This is a genomic window from Achromobacter sp. MYb9, assembly GCF_002975275.1.
Taxonomy (GTDB): domain Bacteria; phylum Pseudomonadota; class Gammaproteobacteria; order Burkholderiales; family Burkholderiaceae_B; genus Achromobacter.
On the sequence record NZ_PCOQ01000025.1, the window covers coordinates 52,786 to 69,642 of the forward strand.

The window sequence follows — 16,857 nt, forward strand, 5'->3', positions numbered from 1 at the left end:
GAAAGGCCCGACGACAAAAAAAAGCCCCGCATCGTTTCCGATGCGGGGCTTTTTGATGAGCCAGCCAGTCGTTACTTGGCCAGGCGCTGCCAGGTGTCGACAACGGTATCCGGGTTGAGCGACATCGACAGGATGCCCTCGTCCTTCAGCCATTGCGCGAAGTCCGGGTGGTCGCTGGGGCCTTGGCCGCAGATACCCACGTACTTGTTGGCGGCCAGGCAAGCCTTGATCGCGCGGCGCAGCATGAACTTCACGGCTTCGTCGCGTTCATCGAAGTCGGCGGCCAGCAGTTCCATGCCCGAATCGCGGTCCAGGCCCAGCGTCAACTGGGTCATGTCGTTGGAACCGATCGAGAAGCCGTCGAAGTATTGCAGGAATTCGTCGGCCAGGATGGCGTTGGACGGCACTTCGCACATCATGATCAGCTTCAGGCCGTTTTCACCGCGCGCCAAACCGTGCTTGGCCAGCAGGTTGACGACCTTTTCCGCCTGGCCCACGGTACGCACGAACGGCACCATGATCTCGACGTTGGTCAGGCCCATGTCGTCGCGCACCTTCTTCAGCGCTTCGCATTCCATGCGGAAGCACTCGGCGAAGTCTTCGGCGATGTAGCGCGACGCGCCGCGGAAGCCCAGCATGGGGTTCTCTTCCTCGGGCTCGTAACGCGAACCGCCGACCAGCTTGCGGTACTCGTTGGACTTGAAGTCCGACATGCGCACGATCACCGGCTTCGGGTAGAAGGCGGCGGCAATCGTCGCCACGCCTTCGGCCATCTTCTCGACGAAGAACGCACGCGGGCTGGCGTGCCCGCGGGCCGCCGATTCCACGGCCTTCTTCAGTTCGCCGTCCACATTCGGGTAGTCCAGGACCGCCTTCGGGTGAATGCCGATATTGTTGTTGATGATGAATTCCAGGCGAGCCAGGCCCACGCCGCTGTTCGGAATCTGCGCGAAATCGAACGCCAGCTGCGGATTGCCCACGTTCATCATGATCTTCAGATCGATGGCGGGCATGTCGCCGCGGCGCACTTCTTCCACTTCGGTTTCGATCAGGCCGTCATAAATGCGGCCTTCGTCGCCTTCCGCGCAAGACACGGTCACGGCCTGGCCTTCCTTCAGCAGGTCGGTCGCGTTGCCGCAGCCCACGACAGCCGGAATGCCAAGTTCACGCGCGATGATCGCCGCGTGGCAGGTACGGCCGCCGCGGTTCGTCACGATGGCGGCGGCGCGCTTCATCACGGGTTCCCAGTTGGGGTCCGTCATGTCGGTGACCAGCACGTCGCCCGGCTGGACCTTGTCCATGTCCGAAATGTCGGCGACGACGCGGACGGGGCCCGCGCCGATCTTCTGACCGATTGCGCGGCCGGTGATCAGGACCTGGCCGGTCGCCTTCAGGCGATAGCGCTGCTGGACGTCGTTCACGCCCTGCTGCGACTTCACCGTTTCCGGACGCGCTTGCAGGATGTAGATCTTGCCGTCGACGCCGTCGCGGCCCCACTCGATGTCCATCGGGCGCTTGTAGTGCTTTTCGATGATGACGGCGTAGCGGGCCAGTTCATTGACCTCGTCGTCGGTCAGCGAATAGCGGTTGCGCTCGGACACCGGCACGTCGACCGTGCGCACGGCACGGCCTTCGGGACGCTCGGGGTCGAATTCCATCTTGATCAGCTTCGAGCCGATGCGGCGGCCGACGATGGGGAATTTGCCTTGAGCCAGCGTGGGCTTGAAGACGTAGAACTCGTCCGGGTTGACCGCGCCTTGCACGACGGTTTCGCCCAGGCCATAGGACGACGTGATGAACACGACGTCTTCAAAGCCCGATTCGGTGTCGATGGTGAACATGACGCCGGCGCTGCCCTTATCGGAACGCACCATGCGCTGGATGCCGGCCGACAAGGCCACATCGGCGTGAGCGTAGCCCTTGTGCACGCGATAGGAAATGGCGCGGTCGTTGTACAACGACGCGAACACGTGGCGGATCTTGTCCAGCACGTCGTCGATGCCGACGACGTTCAGGAAGGTTTCCTGCTGGCCGGCGAACGAGGCGTCGGGCAGGTCTTCCGCGGTGGCGGACGAGCGCACGGCGAACGAGCCCTTGCCGTCGGCGTCCAGCTTGGCGAAGGCTTCGCGGATCTGGGATTCGAATTCGGCCGAGAACGGGGCCTCGACCAGCCATTGACGGATTTCCGCGCCGGCGTTGGCCAGCTCGCGCACGTCTTCGGGGTTCAGCGTCGTCAGGCGTTCAGCGATGCGCTTGTCCAGGCCCGACGCCTTCAGGAAGTCACGGAAGGCGTCAGCGGTCGTGGCAAAGCCGCCCGGCACGCGGACACCCGCGCCAGACAGCTGGCTGATCATTTCGCCTAGTGATGCGTTCTTGCCTCCTACCGAGTCCACGTCCGTCATGCGGAGCTGCTCGAACAAAACAACGTACGACATTGAAGTCACCTTTTACAATGGAATGAAAGCGAGTTTGGTCAATGCATGGATAGGCGGAAAATTCCGCATTTCCAAACGCTGACCAAACTGGCCTTGGACCGCCCTTGGGGTGACTTATAGGGGCCTGATTGTACTCGGTGGAGTACCCTCGGCTATCTGACTGGTTGGAATTTTTTACACATGACATCTACCCCGATCGTACGCACGGTATACATCGTTTCCGACAGTACCGGCATCACCGCCGAGACCTTCAGCCAGTCGGTGCTGTCCCAGTTCGAAGAGGTGGAATTCAAGCCGATCCGCCTGCCTTTTGTCGACACGCTGGAAAAAGCCGCCGAAGTCGCCATGCGCATCGACCGCAGCGCCCTGGAAGCCGGGGTGCCGCCCATCGTGTTCAGCACCCTGGTCAACCCCGAGATCCTGGCACGTGTTCGCCAGGCGAACGGCATCTTCATGGATCTGTTCGGCACCTTCGTCAGCCACATCGAACAGGCGCTGGGCCTGAAGTCCAGCCATTCCATCGGCCGTTCCCACATGCAGGCCAATTCGGAAAAATACCGAAACCGGATCGACGCCATCAACTTCAGCCTGGCCCACGACGACGGCCAGTTCGTCAACCAGCTGGACCAGGCCGATGTGATCCTGGTGGGCGTGTCCCGCTGCGGCAAGACGCCTACCAGCCTGTACCTGGCCATGCAGTATGCGATCAAGGCGGCCAACTTCCCGCTGACGCCCGACGATTTCGAACGCGGCACCCTGCCCTCGACCATCGCGCCGCACCGCGGCAAGCTGTTCGGCCTGTCCATCCAGCCCGAACGGCTGGCTGAAGTCCGCAACGAACGTCGTCCGAACAGCCGCTACGCGCAGCTGGAGCAATGCCGTTACGAGGTCGCCGAAGCCGAGCGCATGATGCGCCGCGAAGGCATTTCCTGGTTGTCCAGCACCACCAAATCGATCGAAGAAATCGCGACGACGGTGCTGCAGGAAGTGGGATTGGACCGTGGTTGAAGCAAGGTTGAAATGAACAGGGCGCGCCGTCGGCGCGCCCTGGTGGCAACATCCAAGCCCGATCAGGGCTGGCTTCGTGGCGGGATCACAGGCCGGGCACCCGCTCGGGCGAGGCCGCGCCCCAATAGCGCAAGCCCTGCATTTCATGCACCGCCAGCTCGGCGGGGTCGACCAGCTGCATCGACAACTTGCCCACGGCACCCGTGCTGCCCAGCGATTCCGCCATGATGCGCACATAGCGCGTCTGGCCGGCATCCAGCATGAAGCTGACGCCATCACCCGTCCAGTACAGATTGGTCACGACATAGCTGCCCGCCGGGCGGTCGACGTAGAAGAAACTGGCCGGCTTGTTGCGGCCAACCACTTCATTGTTGACTCGCAACTTCTGCTGCGACGATGCGAAGTTCGAAGGTTGCGGCTGATAGAAGTAAATCCGCCCCTTACCCTCGGCAATCGGCGGAATCCGATTCTCCAGCACTTCATACTTGCCCCCGGCGCAACCCGCCAGCACCACGGCAACCGCGGCCGCAGCCAACATTTTCAGCCACGTTTTCATTGGCGCATCTCCACAGGCAACGTTACGGGGCGGGACAAGGGCATGAAGGCGCCTTCGCCGGGAAGGTAGAAACCGACCATTTTTCCGGACGTCGCGACCACGTAGGCCTCGCCCTGGCGGCGGGTCTGGACCGTGAACAAACCGCTTTGCGAGCGATAGACGTCGCCTTGCGGCAAGGCACCCACGCGGCGCCACTGCGACCCCGCCGGCAGCGTGACGCTGCTGTCGTTGGGCAACGGGGCGATCACGACCCGGGACAACTGGATCGTATGGACAGGATCCGCAGGCGCCACAGGGACCATGGCGATTTTTTGCGTGCTGACCGACATGCAAGCGGCCAACGCGAAGGCGCTGGCGGCAGCCACCAGCAACGCCCGTCCTGCCCGCATGAAACGCCCTTCAAGCTTGTGAACCGGCGATGACGCCATAGACACCTCGGGAAAATAAAGCACGAAGTATATGAGGGCGACTGAATTTTACAAAATGTGCGCCGCGATCATCCGCAGCGTGCGGCAGTACCGGTCAGCGAGTGCGGGTCCGTAGCGCCTGACGACGCTGCTCGAACAGACAGATTGCCGCGGCGGCCCCGACATTCAGCGATTCGACGGCCGCCATATCATGCGGGATACGCACTTTGAGGCGTGCCGCAGCCAGCAAGCCGGCAGCAACCCCTTGGCCCTCGTGCCCGAATACCCAGGCGCATTGCGCGGGCAAATTGCCGTCGTACAGGTCTTGCGCGCCGTCCAGCGCGGTCGCCACCAAGGGCACCCGCAGGCGCGGCAGCAAACCGGCAAGGTCCACGTGTTCATGGATGGCCAGCGCAAAATGCGCGCCCTGCCCGCTGCGCACCACCTTGGGCGACCAGGCAGCGGCCGTGCCGGTTGCCAGGAACACGCGCTTCACGCCAGCCGCCGCGCAGGTGCGCAGCAAGGTGCCGACGTTGCCGGGGTCCTGGATACGGTCGAACAGCACGCAATTCTCTTGCACGTCCGCCGGCAGCTCCGGCAGCGGCGGCGTCACCACGAAAGCAACGCCCTGCCCGCTTTCCACGCTGGCCACCGACTGCATCAGCCGCGCGTCCAGCGCCAGGCACCGGGCATCCGGCACGGCGGCCGCCAGCGCTGCGATATCGGGCTGCGACAGCCGCTCAACGTCGAACACGGCCTGGTCAGGCGCGCCGTGATGCTGCAGCCAGGCCTGACACAGGTGGATGCCGTCCAGCAGCACGGGCGCGCCGCGCTTGCCCGCCGACCCCGCCAGCTTGGCCAGCGCCTTGACCGCGGGATTGTCGCGGGAACTGATGTGCTTCATGAGACCAGGCCGAAAGCCTTGATGGGAGCGAAACTGCGGCGATGCTCGGCGCAGGGACCGTGTTCGCGCAGCAACTGCAGGTGCAGCGCCGTGCCATATCCCTTGTGCTGGTCGAACGCGTATTGCGGATACAGCGTGTGCAAACGCATCAGGTCGGCATCGCGCGCGGTTTTGGCCAGGATGGATGCGGCGGAGATCGCCGGCACCAGGGCATCGCCCTTGATGACGGTCTGCACCGTGCAGGCCAGCTTGGGCGCCTGGTTGCCGTCCACCAGCGCCAGTTGGGCGCGCGTGGAGAGGCCCTGGACGGCCCGCTGCATCGCCAGCATGGTGGCGCGCAGGATGTTCAGCGAATCAATCTCGCCCACGCTGGCGCTGGCCACGCACCAGGCCAGGGCGCGTTCCTGGATCAGCAACGCCAGCGCTTCGCGCGTGGCGGCTTTCAGCACTTTGGAATCGGCCAGACCCTCGATCGGCCGCTCGGGGTCCAGGATGACTGCCGCCGCGTACACGGCGCCCGCCAGCGGGCCACGGCCGGCCTCGTCCACCCCTGCCGTCAGCAGGGCCGGTTGCGCCGGCGCCACGAACAGGTCAGGCTGCTCCACCGGCCACCTCCAGGATCGCCTGGGCGGCCAGGGCTGGCGTGTCGCGCAGCAATTCCTGGTGCATGGCGGTAAAACGGGATTCGACGCGAGCGATCAGCGCATCGTCGGTCAAGGACGCCCACGTCGCCTCGGCCAGCTTTTCGGGGGTGGCGTCGTCCTGTAGCAATTCGGGCACCGCGAAATCGCGCAGCAGCACGTTGGGCAGGCCGACCCAAGGCAGATACGGCCGCTGCTGCCCCGATTTCCACGTCATGATGCGACGCATCCAAGGCGACAATACGTAGGAAATCACCATGGGGCGCTTGTACAGCGCCGTTTCCAGCGTGGCCGTGCCGCTGGCCACGAGCACCGCGTTGGCGGCTTCCATGACGGACCAGGCGACGGGCGCCTTGCGGTCGCCGCCGGCGCCATGCAGGTCATCGGCGGTGATGCAGCGCAGGCCGGGCACCGGATGCTGCGCCAGAATCGCCTGGAATTCGGCGCGCCGCTGGTCATTCACCATGGGAACGACGCATTGCAGGGCAGGATCTTTCTTCATCAGCAGCTGGGCGGCCTGCAAAAAACGCGGCGCCAGCAGACGGATTTCGGACGAACGGCTACCCGGCAAAATCGCCAGCACGCGCGCGTTCGGGTCGATGCCCAAGCTTGCGCGGGCGGCGGCGCGGTCCGGCTCCATCGGGATGGCGCCGGCCAGCGGGTGGCCCACATAGGTCACCGGAATGTTCTCCTTCCGGTAGATCTCTTCCTCGAACGGGAAAAGCACCAGCATGTGCGACACCGATTCGCGGATCTTGTGGATGCGTTCGTAACGCCAGGCCCAGATGGACGGGCCCACAAAATGCACCGTGGGGGTGCCGGCCAAGCGTAGTTGGTGTTCCAGCCGAAGGTTGAAGTCGGGGGCATCGATCCCCACGAATACCTTCGGCGGCTCAGCCAGCCAGCGGCGCTTGACGTCGCGATACGTGCCCAGCAGGCTGGGCAACCGCTTCAAGGCGTCTACGTAGCCGAATACGGTCAGGGCATGCATGGGATGCCAGGTGTCGAACTCGCGGGCCTGCATCTGCGGCCCGCCAATACCTTCGCAGCGAACGCCGGCGTCGCGTGCTTGCAGACCGGCAATGATGCGTCCGGCCAGCAAATCGCCCGAAGGCTCGCCGGCCACCATGCCGATCCGCGTGCTCATGGACGAATGATGCCGCGTGATGCGACGTCCAGGAAATCGAGCAGCGTCTGCAGGTGCTCGGCCGCCTCGGGCGTGTCTTGCTGGCGCTTGCGCAACTCGGCGCGCGCCGCGTCCAGCGGCAAGCCGCGGCGGTACATGATCTTGTAGGCTTCACGCAGCGCCGAAATCATCACCGGGGTAAAGCCCCGGCGCTTCAGTCCTTCGACGTTGATGCCCACGGGACGGCACGGGTTGCCGGCCGCCAGCACGAACGGAGGCGAATCCTGCATCAGCGAACTGTTGCCGCCGGTCATGGTGTGCGCGCCCACGCGCGAAAACTGGTGCACGCCGGTCAAGCCGCCAATGATGGCCCAGTCGCCCACATGGACGTGCCCGCCCAGCTGGACCGAATTGGCCAGGATCGTGTGGCTGCCGATGTGGCAGTCATGCGCGACGTGCACATAGGCCATGATCCAGTTGTCATTGCCCAGCGTCGTTTCGCCGCCATCCTGCACCGTGCCGGTGTTCAGCGTGACGAATTCGCGCACGGTGTTGCCGTCGCCAATCGTCAGGCGCGTCTTTTCGCCGGCGTACTTCTTATCCTGCGGCATGCCGCCGATCGAGCAGTACCGGTAGAAACGGTTATTACGCCCGATGGTCGTGACACCGTCGACCATGCAGTACGGGCCAATCTCGGTTCCCGCGCCGATGGTCACATCAGGCCCCACCACCGCGAACGGTCCGATCACGGCGGTCGGGTCGATTTTTGCCGCCGGATCAACGACAGCGGTAGGATGGATATGTCCTGCCATTTACTCTTCCAGGCTGCGGATCGCGCACATCAGCTTGGCGGACGCCACTTCCTGTCCGTCGACTGTCGCACGCGCGGCGTATTTACAGATGCTGCGGCTCAGGCGTTCGGCTTCGACCTCGATGCGCAACTGGTCGCCCGGCACGACGGGGCGGCGGAAGCGCGCGCCATCGATGCCGACGAGGTAGTACGCCGTCTTGGAGCCTTCGCACTTCAATCCACCGTTTTCATCCGTGAACGAAAACAAGGCCGAGGCTTGCGCCATGGCTTCGACGATGAGCACGCCCGGCATCACCGGATGGTGAGGAAAGTGGCCGTTGAAAAACGGTTCGTTGATCGAGACGTTCTTGATGGCGACAATGGATTTGCCGGGCACCATTTCAACGACGCGATCAATCAGCAGCATCGGGTAACGATGCGGCAGCCTCTCCATGATCCCCTTGATGTCGAGTTCCATTTTTCTATGCTTTCCTGCGAAATGAAATAATTTTGGCGCGTGCGCGCCAGGGCGGCAATCGCGCGCCCTAGTCTTTTTCCAGCGTCCGCACGCGGCGGCGCAGTTGCGCCAACTGTTGTATCACGGCTGCGTTGCGCTGCCATTCGCCATGCTCCGCATACGGGAACACCCCGGTATAGCGGCCAGGCTTCGAAATGCTGGACGTCACTGCGGTGCCGCCCGATATATGTACGTCGTCAGTCAGGCTCAGGTGGCCCGACAGCATCGCCGCGCCGCCGATGGTGCAGCGTTCGCCGATGGAGGTCGAACCCGCGATGCCGACGCATGCCGCCACGGCGGTATGCGCGCCGATGCGCACGTTGTGCGCCACCATGATCTGGTTGTCCAGCTTGACACCGTCCGCCACCACGGTATCGTCCAAGGCGCCACGGTCGATGGTGGTGTTGGCCCCGATTTCGACATCGGCGCCGACGGTCACGCCGCCCAATTGGGGGATCTTGCCCCAGGCGCCCTTGCCCAGCGTGGGATCCGGCGCAAAGCCGAATCCGTCCGCACCCAGCACGGCGCCGCTGTGAATGATGGCCCGGGCACCGACCTTCACGCCTTCATACAGCGTGACGTGCGCGTGCAGGCGGCTTCCCGGCCCGACGGACGAGCCAACGCCGATGACGCAGCCCGGCCCCAACACCGTATCGCGGCCGATACGGGCCCCGGCTTCCACAACGCAATTAGGGCCGATACGCACGCCCTCTTCGATCACCGCGTCAGGCGCGACCACCGCGGAAGGATGCGTGGCGGCAGGTTGCGCAGGCCGCCGGGCGGCATCGAACCATTGCGCGACGCGCGCGTAAAGCAGATAGGGATGCTTACAGACGACCAGCGCGAACGGCGGCCGCGGGGCGCCCTCGGCTTCCAGCGCCTCGGCGACGTCGGCCGAGACGATGACCGCCCCTGCCTGCGTGGCACCGAGTTGGCTCTGGTAGCGGGGGTTGGCCAGGAAAGCGATTTCCTGGCTGCCGGCCGAAGACAGGGTCCCGATGCCGCAGACCCGCAAGGGGTCCGCGCCGGGCACCGCGCTGATACGCCAGTCCATTCCCTGGGTGTCGGCAGCGCTCAACAGTGCTTCAAGTGTTGGCGCGCGGGCAAGATCCAGTAAAACCGGCATAGCTCGACGGGTACTGCTTACTTGCCCAGGCTCTGAATCACCCGGTCGGTGATGTCGATGCGCGGGTTGACCGTCACGGCGTCCTGGATGATCAGGTCGTAGCTTTCTTGCTCGGCGATGCGCTTGATGGCCTCGTTGGCCTTCGTCACGATGCCCGAGAACTCTTCATTGCGGCGGCGGTTGAAGTCTTCCTGGAACTCACGACGCTTGCGTTGCAGGTCGGTGTCCAGGTTCGACAGTTCGCGCTGGCGCTTGACGCGGTCCGACTCCGACAGGACAGGCGCATCCTTGTCGAATTTTTCGGCTTGCGAACGCAGGCTGTTGTTCAGGCGCTGGAGTTCGTCGTCGCGCTTCTTGAATTCAGCTTCGATCTTGCTTTGCGCCGTCTTGGCCGGGCCCGATTCACGCAGAATCCGCTCGGTGTTGACGAAGCCGATCTTGGTGTTTTGAGCTTGCGCGGGGATCGCAGCAGCCGAACCGAGAATGAGCGCACCCACCAGGGCAATGGAGCCGCCCAGCTTGCCACGGCGTTTCACGCCCGGCGTCTTCGATGATTTAAGTGCGAAATCAGACATCATGAAAATCTCACCTTCCAGTAAGGCAAAGCCAAAGTGTGTATTGTGCCACTAAACAGCAAGGGAGCCGGTCCAGGGGGCCCCTCCCTTGTTTTCAAGCGTAACGGCTTGCTTAGAAACCCGTCCCGATCTGGAACTGGAAGCTTTGCTTGTCGTCACCCGCCTTGGAATTGAGCGGGCGGGCGTAAGACAACTGCAGCGGACCCATCGGCGACTGCCACGACAGGCCGATACCCGCCGAGAACCGCCAGCCGCAAGGATCTTCGACCTCGGTGTTGTTACGTCCGCGCGTGCAGCTCAAGCCGCTGCCCGCCGCCACCTGGCCCGCGTCGCTGAAGATGAACCAGCGCAACGTGCGGTCTTTCGAGGCGCCCGGGAACGGCAGATACAGCTGCGCGTTGGCGATCACGCGGCGCGTGCCGCCCAGATAGTCGCCCGTGAGCGTATCGCGCGGACCCAGCGACGACCCTTCGTAGCCGCGAACGGTGCCGATACCGCCGGCGTACACGTTCTTGATGATCGGGTAGTTCTTGCTGCCGTAGCTGCGGCCCCAATCCACCATGCCGTTCAAGGCCAGGGTGTAGGAACCGCCCAGCGGCACGAAATACTGCTGCTGGCCGGTCAGCATGGTGTATTGCAGGTCGACCGTGGACACGTCGGCCTTCAGGCGGGTGTACGAACCCTTGGTCGGAGCCAGCGCGCTGTCGCGCGTGTCGTTGGACCAGCCCGTGCTGAAGATCACCGAGTTCGTGGAATCGCCGTATTCGCCGACGAAGTCCTTGTAGGCCTGCGGCGAATTCGTGAACAGGTCGATCTGGTTGTGTTCGAAGTTCGCGCCCAGGAAGATCCGGTCGTATTCCGAGATCGGAATGCCGAAGTTCATGCCCAGGCCGATCGCCTTGACGCGATAGTCGCCGTCGTTGTTGTTCCAGGGTTCGGTCACGCGGTAGTACGCGGACGTCGTGCGGCTGATGCCGTCCTTGGTCCAGTACGGATCGGTGTGCGACAGCACGATCGCGCGGTTCGTCTTGCTGGTGTTCAACTGCAGCGTCAGGTTGGTGCCGCTGCCGAAGACGTTGTCTTCGCTGATACCGGCCGACAGGATCGCCTTTTCGGACGAGCCGTAGCCCACGCCCAGGTTGATCATGCCGGTGGGTTTTTCCTTCACGTCGACGTTCACGTCGACCTGGTCGGGCGAACCGGGGACGGGGTCGGTCTTGACGTTGACGTCGCTGAAGTAACCCAGGCGATCAACGCGGTCGCGGGACGTCTTGATGTCCTTGGCGTCGTACCAGGCGGCCTCTTGCTGGCGCATTTCGCGGCGCACGACTTCGTCGCGCGTGCGGGTGTTGCCGCCGATCTGGATGCGGCGCACATAAACGCGGCGGCTGGGATCGACGTAGAACGTCAGGTCGGCTTCGTGCTTGGCGCGATCCAGCTGCGGGTTCGGGTTGACGTTGGCGAACGCGTAGCCCAGTTCACCCAGGTAGTCGGTGATGGCTTTGGCCGAGTCGTTGGCCTTGGCGGCCGAGAACGTCTCGTTCGGCTTGGTCTGCACCAGCGCGTTGATTTCCTTGTCCAGACCCAGCAGGTTGCCGGCCAGCTTCACGCTGCGCACCTTGTAGGGCTCGCCTTCGTGGACGGTAATCGTGATGCGGATGTCTTTACGGTCGGGGGAAATCGTGACCTGCGGGGGTTCGACCGAGAACTCCAGGTACCCCTGGTCCAGGTAGAACGAGCGCAGGCGTTCGAGGTCGCCCTCGAGCTTTTCGCGCGAGTACTTGTCGGTATCGGTGTACCAGGTCAGCCAGCCGGGCGTGGTCAGCTTGAACTCATCAAGCAGGTCGCCTTCGGAGAAGGCCTTGTTGCCGACGAAACGAATTTCCTGGATGCGGGCAACGTCGCCTTCGAACACGTCGAAGCTCACGCCCACGCGGTTACGCGGCAGCGGGGTCACGGTGGAGGTGACTTCGACGCCGTACTTGCCCTTGGACAGGTATTGCTGCTTCAGTTCGTATTCCGCGCGCTCAAGCATCGAACGGTCGAAAATGCGGCCTTCGGCAAAACCGACCTGCCCCAGCGACGTGGTGATCGCCTTGGAGTCGAATTCGCGCATGCCGTTGAAGTTGACGGAGGCGATCGTCGGGCGTTCCTGCACGACGACCACGACAACGTTGTTGTCCGTCTGGATCTGCACGTCGGTGAAGAAGCCCGTGCCGTACAAGCGGCGGATCGCTTCCGTGGCCTCTTCTTCGGTGAATTTCTCGCCCACCTTGACGGGGAGATAACCGAAGACGGTGCCGGCGTCAGTCCGTTGAATACCCTCTACGCGGATATCCCGCACGACAAAAGGGTCGAAGGCTTGGGCCATGGCCGGCAGCATTAATGCGGCGATGAGACCCGGCAGTACACCCTTTTTGTGATGAAACATCCGGCGAAAAGACATCCTTGAGTATCCTCGGTCGTGCAAATGGCGGGGGATTTTATGCTAAATCGCGCTTACGTGAATAAACGCGTGAAATCGTTGAACAGCGCAAGCCCCATGAGGCCTGCCAATAAACCTATGCCGGCGCGCTGCCCGATATCGATCCACCTCGCTGGCGGCGGGCTACCCCGCACAATTTCGACGAGATAGTACAGCAGATGGCCTCCATCCAGCATAGGAATGGGAAGCAAATTTAGTACACCAAGACTGATACTGATCAAGGCGATATAGGCGATATACGCAACAATTCCGATTCTTGCGGTCTGGCCGGCGTAATCCGCGATCGTGACGGGGCCGCTGACATTGCGCCAGGACACATCACCCGTCACCATGCGGCCCATCATGCGCAACGAGAACCAGGCGGTGTCCCACGTGCGCACGGCGCCGCGCCACACGCTTTCGAAGATGCCATAGCGCACCGTGACCATCGGGATATCGCCACCGAGCTGCACGCCCAGGCGGCCAATTTCCTGGCCGTTGACCAATTCCGGCCGCGGAGTGACATTCAGCGTAACGTTAGCGCCGTCGCGCACCAGCGTCAGCGCCAGCGTCTTGCCAGCGCTTTCCTGGATCTGCTTGACGAGCGCGCCCGTGTCAGGCGTGGGCTGGCCGTTCACCGCGATGACGAGGTCGCCCTGACGCAAGCCGGCCGCCTGCCCTTCGCCGCCGTCGTTGACGGCGCGCACGGCAGGCTTCGGTTGGGCCAGACGGATGCCGGCTGCGGCGAGCGGATCGCCGCCCGAGGGATCCATCGCGTTGGCGGGAAGATTCAGTTCGCGCTGCTGGACGGCGCCTGCGGGCGTGCTGACCTCGATCTGGGCGCGGCCCCCGGTGGCCATGACGTCCATCAGGCGCCACCGGGCGTCAGACCAGGAATTGACCTCCTGGCCGTCGATCGCCAGGATGCGGTCGCCCGGCAGCAGGCCCGCCCGCGAGGCAGGCGTGTCGGCGGCAGGCTGGGCAATGATGGCTTGCGGCTCGTCGGTGCCGGCCATGTTCAGCCCGGCATACAGGAATACGGCAAGGATCAGGTTGAAAATGGGGCCGGCGGCGACGATGGCGATGCGCTGGCCGACGGACTTGTTGTTGAACGAGCTGGCCACTTCAGCAGCGGAAGCGCCGGGAGGCGGATCGTCCTGCATCTTGACGTAGCCGCCCAGCGGCAAGGCGGAAACCGCCCATTCCGTGCCATGACGGTCCGTGCGGCGCAGGATGACCTTGCCGAAGCCTACCGAGAAACGCAGCACTTTCACCCCGCACAGGCGGGCCACCCAATAATGTCCCAGCTCATGGAAGATGATCAGGGAGCCAAGCGCTACCGCAAAGGCCAGCAGGGTGAAAAGCATCGGGATCGGGATCTAGAAAATCTGAAAACAAGCGCGGCCAGCCATCAGGCCAGCCCCAGGTTACCTGCGAAGATGCGCGCTTCGGAATCCAGCGCAAGCACGTCGTCAAGACTGCCGAGCGTAACAGATGCTTGCCGTGCCTGCCACTCCAGGGAAGCCTCGATCACCCGCGGGATCCAGGTATAGGCAAGCCGGCCGCCCAAAAACGCGTCGACGGCAACCTCGTTGGCGGCGTTGAGCGCGACGCAGGCAGCCTGCCCCGCCCGCAGCGCCGCGAACGACAGCGCCAGGCACGGAAAGCGGGCCAGATCCGGCTTTTCGAAATCGAGCCGGCCCAGGCGGGTCAGGTCCAGCGAGCCCACCCCGCTATCGAGCCGCTCGGGAAACCCCAGCCCATAGGCGATCGGGGTTCGCATGTCGGGTTGGCCCAGTTGCGCCAGGATCGAGCCGTCTTCGTACTCGACCATGGAATGCACGACGCTTTGGGGGTGCACCACGACCTCGATGCGATCCGCAGGCATGGCAAAGAGCCAGTGCGCCTCGATCACTTCCAGGCCTTTGTTGAGCATGGTCGCGGAATCGACCGAAATCTTGCGGCCCATGCTCCAGTTGGGATGGGCGCAGGCCTGGTCGGGCGTCACCTCGTGCAGGTCTTCGAGGTCGCGGTTGCGGAACGGGCCGCCCGACGCGGTAAGCAGCAGCCGACGGACGCCGGGCGCCGGCGCATCCGGCGCACCGGCCCGGCCGCCGTGCGGCATGCATTGGAAAATGGCATTGTGTTCGCTGTCGATAGGCAGCAATTCCGCGCCGTTATCGCGAATAGCCTGCATGAAGAGCGAACCGGCGGCGACCAGCGCCTCTTTGTTGGCCAGCAGCACGCGCTTGCCGGTGCGGGCGGCGGCAAGCGCCGCCGGCAAGCCGGCTGCGCCGACGATCGCGGCCATGACCGAATCGCATTGAGGGTCCGCGGCCGTATCGGCCAGGGCTTGCGCACCGACCCGGACTTCGGGCATGGGCTGGCCGCCGGCCCAGGCGGCGGCGAACCGCTTGCGAGCCGCCTCGTCGGGCACCACCACCACGGCGGCGCGACTGGCCTGCGCCTGCTCGGCCAGGCGCTCCATGCGGCTGTGCGCCGAAAGCGCGTAAACCGCCAGCCGCTCGGGGTGGCGGGCAATCACATCCAGCGTGCTTTCACCGATCGATCCCGTCGACCCCAGCACGACGACGCGTTGAAAAGCCCTCAAAACAACACTCCAGACAAAAGTAGCGCGAACGGCGCGACGGGAAGAATCGCGTCAATGCGGTCATAGACGCCACCGTGGCCGGGCAACAGCGTGCTGGAATCCTTGCGGCCAGCCCGACGCTTGAGCAGCGACTCGAACAGGTCTCCCACAATGGACAGCACGCCCAGCAGCGCGGCAATCGGCAACGCCAGCCAGAAGCTCCAGCGTTCGACCAGGGCATAGCCGAACGAGTCCGCCCACAAGCTGGACAGACCGACCCAGATGACGGCGCCCAGCACACCGGCGATGGCGCCTTCGATCGTCTTGCCGGGACTGACGCGCGGAGCCAGTTTACGCTTGCCGAAAGCCCGGCCGGCAAAATAGGCGGCAATATCCGCGACCCAGACCAGGGCCAGCAGCGACACCACGAAACCCGCGCCACGGGCCATGAACATCTGCGCCAGCACCGCCCAGGCGGCAAATGCGGCGGGCACCGAAAAAACGGACCAACCCAGGCTGGCCGGCGCCGTATCGGAGCGCCCGCGGACCACGGCGGCGACGCCACCGAACAGCCACACGGCGCAAACAGCAGGCACAACGTAGTACAGCACCCAGGCGGGGTTGCTCACGCCGGTTCCGTCACCGGTCAGCCATGCAGAGGTCAGCGCCAGCATGCCACCGAACAGCAGCACGGGAATACCCACGGAAATCAGGGGGGATGGCGGCTGCGGGAGCGTCAGGCGCAACCACTCCCAGTTGGCGCATGCGGCGGCCAGGGCAAGCAAGGCGACAAACCACCAGGGATTGGCGCTGATCATCGCGGCGGCCAGAACGGCCAACAGAATGACGGCGGTAACGATACGCTGACCCAACATGTGATGGTCTCCTCGTGTGCTGCTTTGGAAAGGCGCGCTCGTCGCCGTCTGCTTATTGCGCGCCGTTTTCGCTGACTTGCGCGCTGGTGCGGCCAAAGCGCCGTTCGCGGGTGCGATACCAGTCAAACGCCGCTTGCAGCTCTGCGGCGCCGAAATCCGGCCAATAGCGGTCCGTGAAGTAGAACTCCGCGTAGGCCATCTGCCAGATCAGGAAATTGGAAATGCGCTGTTCGCCGCCCGTGCGGATGAACAGGTCGGGCTCGGGCGCCCAGGACATGGAAAGGTGCCGGGCCAGCCGCTCTTCATCGACTTTTTCAGGATGGGAGGCAAGCGTCGGCTCCTCCGCCAACATGGCGCGGGTGGCCTGCAGGATGTCCCAGCGGCCGCCGTAGTTGGCGGCCACGGTCAGGTGCAGGCGGTCGTTGTGCGCGGTGCGTTCCTGGGCCGCGAAGATCAGCTCTTGCAAGCGGGGCTCGAATGCGCTCAGGTCGCCGATGACGTGCAGGCGCACGCCCTGCTCTTCCAGCTTACCGATCTCGCGCTCCAGGGCCTGCACGAACAGGCGCATCAGCAGCGACACCTCTTCGGCGGGCCGGCGCCAGTTCTCGGAACTGAAAGCGAACAGGGTCAGGTAGCGCACGCCGGCGCGGCCGCAGGCTTCGACCACGCGGCGCACGGCCTGTACGCCCTTGGCGTGCCCCGCCGTGCGGGGCAGCAACCGACGCGTCGCCCACCGGCCATTGCCATCCATGATGATGGCGACGTGCTCGGGGATATCGCGAGTATCGGGAACCGCCTGGGTCGAACTGGTTGCCATGGATTGGGGACTGCGCGGAAGACCGG

16 protein-coding genes are annotated in these 16,857 nt (G+C 64.1%); 1 reads left to right on the forward strand and 15 read right to left on the reverse strand.

The features are described from left to right. Positions 1-71 precede the first annotated feature (71 nt). Complete coding sequence (gene ppsA, locus CQ050_RS25900; protein WP_105559698.1) at positions 72-2,435, reverse strand: phosphoenolpyruvate synthase; 2,364 nt, start codon at positions 2,433-2,435, stop codon at positions 72-74. A gap of 180 nt (positions 2,436-2,615) precedes the next feature. On the opposite strand from ppsA, the gene CQ050_RS25905 reads away from it, so the two are divergent. After that, positions 2,616-3,443: a pyruvate, water dikinase regulatory protein gene (locus tag CQ050_RS25905; protein ID WP_105559699.1), complete on the forward strand. Its 828-nt coding sequence runs from the start codon at positions 2,616-2,618 to the stop codon at positions 3,441-3,443. 85 nt (positions 3,444-3,528) lie between these two features. On the opposite strand, the gene CQ050_RS25910 is transcribed toward CQ050_RS25905, so the two are convergent. From CQ050_RS25910 to uppS, 14 genes are all read right to left on the reverse strand, one after another. Further along, positions 3,529-3,999, reverse strand: coding sequence for a DUF2846 domain-containing protein (locus tag CQ050_RS25910; protein WP_105559701.1), 471 nt, complete (start codon positions 3,997-3,999; stop codon positions 3,529-3,531). Then, a complete protein-coding gene (locus CQ050_RS25915; RefSeq protein ID WP_233214294.1) occupies positions 3,996-4,388 on the reverse strand; it encodes a hypothetical protein in 393 nt (130 codons plus the stop codon). Before CQ050_RS25915 ends, CQ050_RS25910 begins: the two co-directional genes overlap by 4 nt. 133 nt (positions 4,389-4,521) lie before the next feature. Continuing rightward, complete coding sequence (locus tag CQ050_RS25920) at positions 4,522-5,310, reverse strand: RNA methyltransferase (RefSeq protein WP_105559702.1); 789 nt, start codon at positions 5,308-5,310, stop codon at positions 4,522-4,524. Beyond that, complete coding sequence (gene rnhB / locus CQ050_RS25925) at positions 5,307-5,915, reverse strand: ribonuclease HII (RefSeq protein ID WP_105559704.1); 609 nt, start codon at positions 5,913-5,915, stop codon at positions 5,307-5,309. Before rnhB ends, CQ050_RS25920 begins: the two co-directional genes overlap by 4 nt. Continuing rightward, the gene (gene lpxB / locus CQ050_RS25930; RefSeq protein WP_105559705.1) at positions 5,902-7,098 is read right to left on the reverse strand and encodes a lipid-A-disaccharide synthase; all 1,197 of its coding nucleotides are present in this window, start codon (positions 7,096-7,098) and stop codon (positions 5,902-5,904) included. The genes rnhB and lpxB overlap by 14 nt, the downstream gene beginning before the upstream one ends. Beyond that, on the reverse strand, positions 7,095-7,889 hold the full coding sequence (gene lpxA, locus CQ050_RS25935) for an acyl-ACP--UDP-N-acetylglucosamine O-acyltransferase (RefSeq protein WP_105559707.1): 795 nt from the start codon (positions 7,887-7,889) through the stop codon (positions 7,095-7,097). The genes lpxB and lpxA overlap by 4 nt, the downstream gene beginning before the upstream one ends. Then, positions 7,890-8,345 carry a 3-hydroxyacyl-ACP dehydratase FabZ gene (gene fabZ, locus CQ050_RS25940; protein ID WP_006223429.1) on the reverse strand — a complete coding sequence of 152 codons (456 nt, stop codon included), beginning with the start codon at positions 8,343-8,345 and terminating at the stop codon, positions 7,890-7,892. 67 nt (positions 8,346-8,412) lie between these two features. Beyond that, complete coding sequence (gene lpxD / locus CQ050_RS25945) at positions 8,413-9,510, reverse strand: UDP-3-O-(3-hydroxymyristoyl)glucosamine N-acyltransferase (RefSeq protein ID WP_105559709.1); 1,098 nt, start codon at positions 9,508-9,510, stop codon at positions 8,413-8,415. Positions 9,511-9,527: 17 nt separating this feature from the next. Beyond that, the gene (locus tag CQ050_RS25950; protein WP_105559710.1) at positions 9,528-10,088 is read right to left on the reverse strand and encodes an OmpH family outer membrane protein; all 561 of its coding nucleotides are present in this window, start codon (positions 10,086-10,088) and stop codon (positions 9,528-9,530) included. 109 nt (positions 10,089-10,197) lie between these two features. After that, positions 10,198-12,531 (reverse strand): outer membrane protein assembly factor BamA, encoded by a 2,334-nt coding sequence (gene bamA, locus CQ050_RS25955; RefSeq protein ID WP_105559712.1) that lies wholly within the window; start codon positions 12,529-12,531, stop codon positions 10,198-10,200. A gap of 53 nt (positions 12,532-12,584) precedes the next feature. Beyond that, entirely contained in the window at positions 12,585-13,916 is a 1,332-nt protein-coding gene (gene rseP / locus CQ050_RS25960; protein WP_105559713.1) for an RIP metalloprotease RseP, read from the reverse strand. A gap of 44 nt (positions 13,917-13,960) precedes the next feature. Next, positions 13,961-15,160, reverse strand: a complete 1,200-nt coding sequence (locus CQ050_RS25965; RefSeq protein WP_105559715.1) for a 1-deoxy-D-xylulose-5-phosphate reductoisomerase — start codon at positions 15,158-15,160, stop codon at positions 13,961-13,963. Further along, the gene (locus CQ050_RS25970) at positions 15,157-16,014 is read right to left on the reverse strand and encodes a phosphatidate cytidylyltransferase (RefSeq protein WP_105559717.1); all 858 of its coding nucleotides are present in this window, start codon (positions 16,012-16,014) and stop codon (positions 15,157-15,159) included. Before CQ050_RS25970 ends, CQ050_RS25965 begins: the two co-directional genes overlap by 4 nt. Positions 16,015-16,066: 52 nt before the next feature. Continuing rightward, on the reverse strand, positions 16,067-16,831 hold the full coding sequence (uppS, locus tag CQ050_RS25975) for a polyprenyl diphosphate synthase (protein WP_105559718.1): 765 nt from the start codon (positions 16,829-16,831) through the stop codon (positions 16,067-16,069). Positions 16,832-16,857: the final 26 nt, after the last annotated feature.

Coding starts and splice junctions, on each gene's coding strand:
- fabZ (WP_006223429.1), bottom strand. CDS start 8,345: ATGGAACTCGACATCAAGGGGATCATGGAGAGGCTGCCGCATCGTTAC.
- CQ050_RS25950 (WP_105559710.1), bottom strand. CDS start 10,088: ATGATGTCTGATTTCGCACTTAAATCATCGAAGACGCCGGGCGTGAAA.
- ppsA (WP_105559698.1), bottom strand. CDS start 2,435: ATGTCGTACGTTGTTTTGTTCGAGCAGCTCCGCATGACGGACGTGGAC.
- rseP (WP_105559713.1), bottom strand. CDS start 13,916: ATGCTTTTCACCCTGCTGGCCTTTGCGGTAGCGCTTGGCTCCCTGATC.
- CQ050_RS25910 (WP_105559701.1), bottom strand. CDS start 3,999: ATGAAAACGTGGCTGAAAATGTTGGCTGCGGCCGCGGTTGCCGTGGTG.
- CQ050_RS25905 (WP_105559699.1), top strand. CDS start 2,616: ATGACATCTACCCCGATCGTACGCACGGTATACATCGTTTCCGACAGT.
- bamA (WP_105559712.1), bottom strand. CDS start 12,531: ATGTCTTTTCGCCGGATGTTTCATCACAAAAAGGGTGTACTGCCGGGT.
- lpxA (WP_105559707.1), bottom strand. CDS start 7,889: ATGGCAGGACATATCCATCCTACCGCTGTCGTTGATCCGGCGGCAAAA.
- lpxD (WP_105559709.1), bottom strand. CDS start 9,510: ATGCCGGTTTTACTGGATCTTGCCCGCGCGCCAACACTTGAAGCACTG.
- uppS (WP_105559718.1), bottom strand. CDS start 16,831: ATGGCAACCAGTTCGACCCAGGCGGTTCCCGATACTCGCGATATCCCC.
- CQ050_RS25915 (WP_233214294.1), bottom strand. CDS start 4,388: ATGCGGGCAGGACGGGCGTTGCTGGTGGCTGCCGCCAGCGCCTTCGCG.
- CQ050_RS25920 (WP_105559702.1), bottom strand. CDS start 5,310: ATGAAGCACATCAGTTCCCGCGACAATCCCGCGGTCAAGGCGCTGGCC.
- lpxB (WP_105559705.1), bottom strand. CDS start 7,098: ATGAGCACGCGGATCGGCATGGTGGCCGGCGAGCCTTCGGGCGATTTG.
- CQ050_RS25970 (WP_105559717.1), bottom strand. CDS start 16,014: ATGTTGGGTCAGCGTATCGTTACCGCCGTCATTCTGTTGGCCGTTCTG.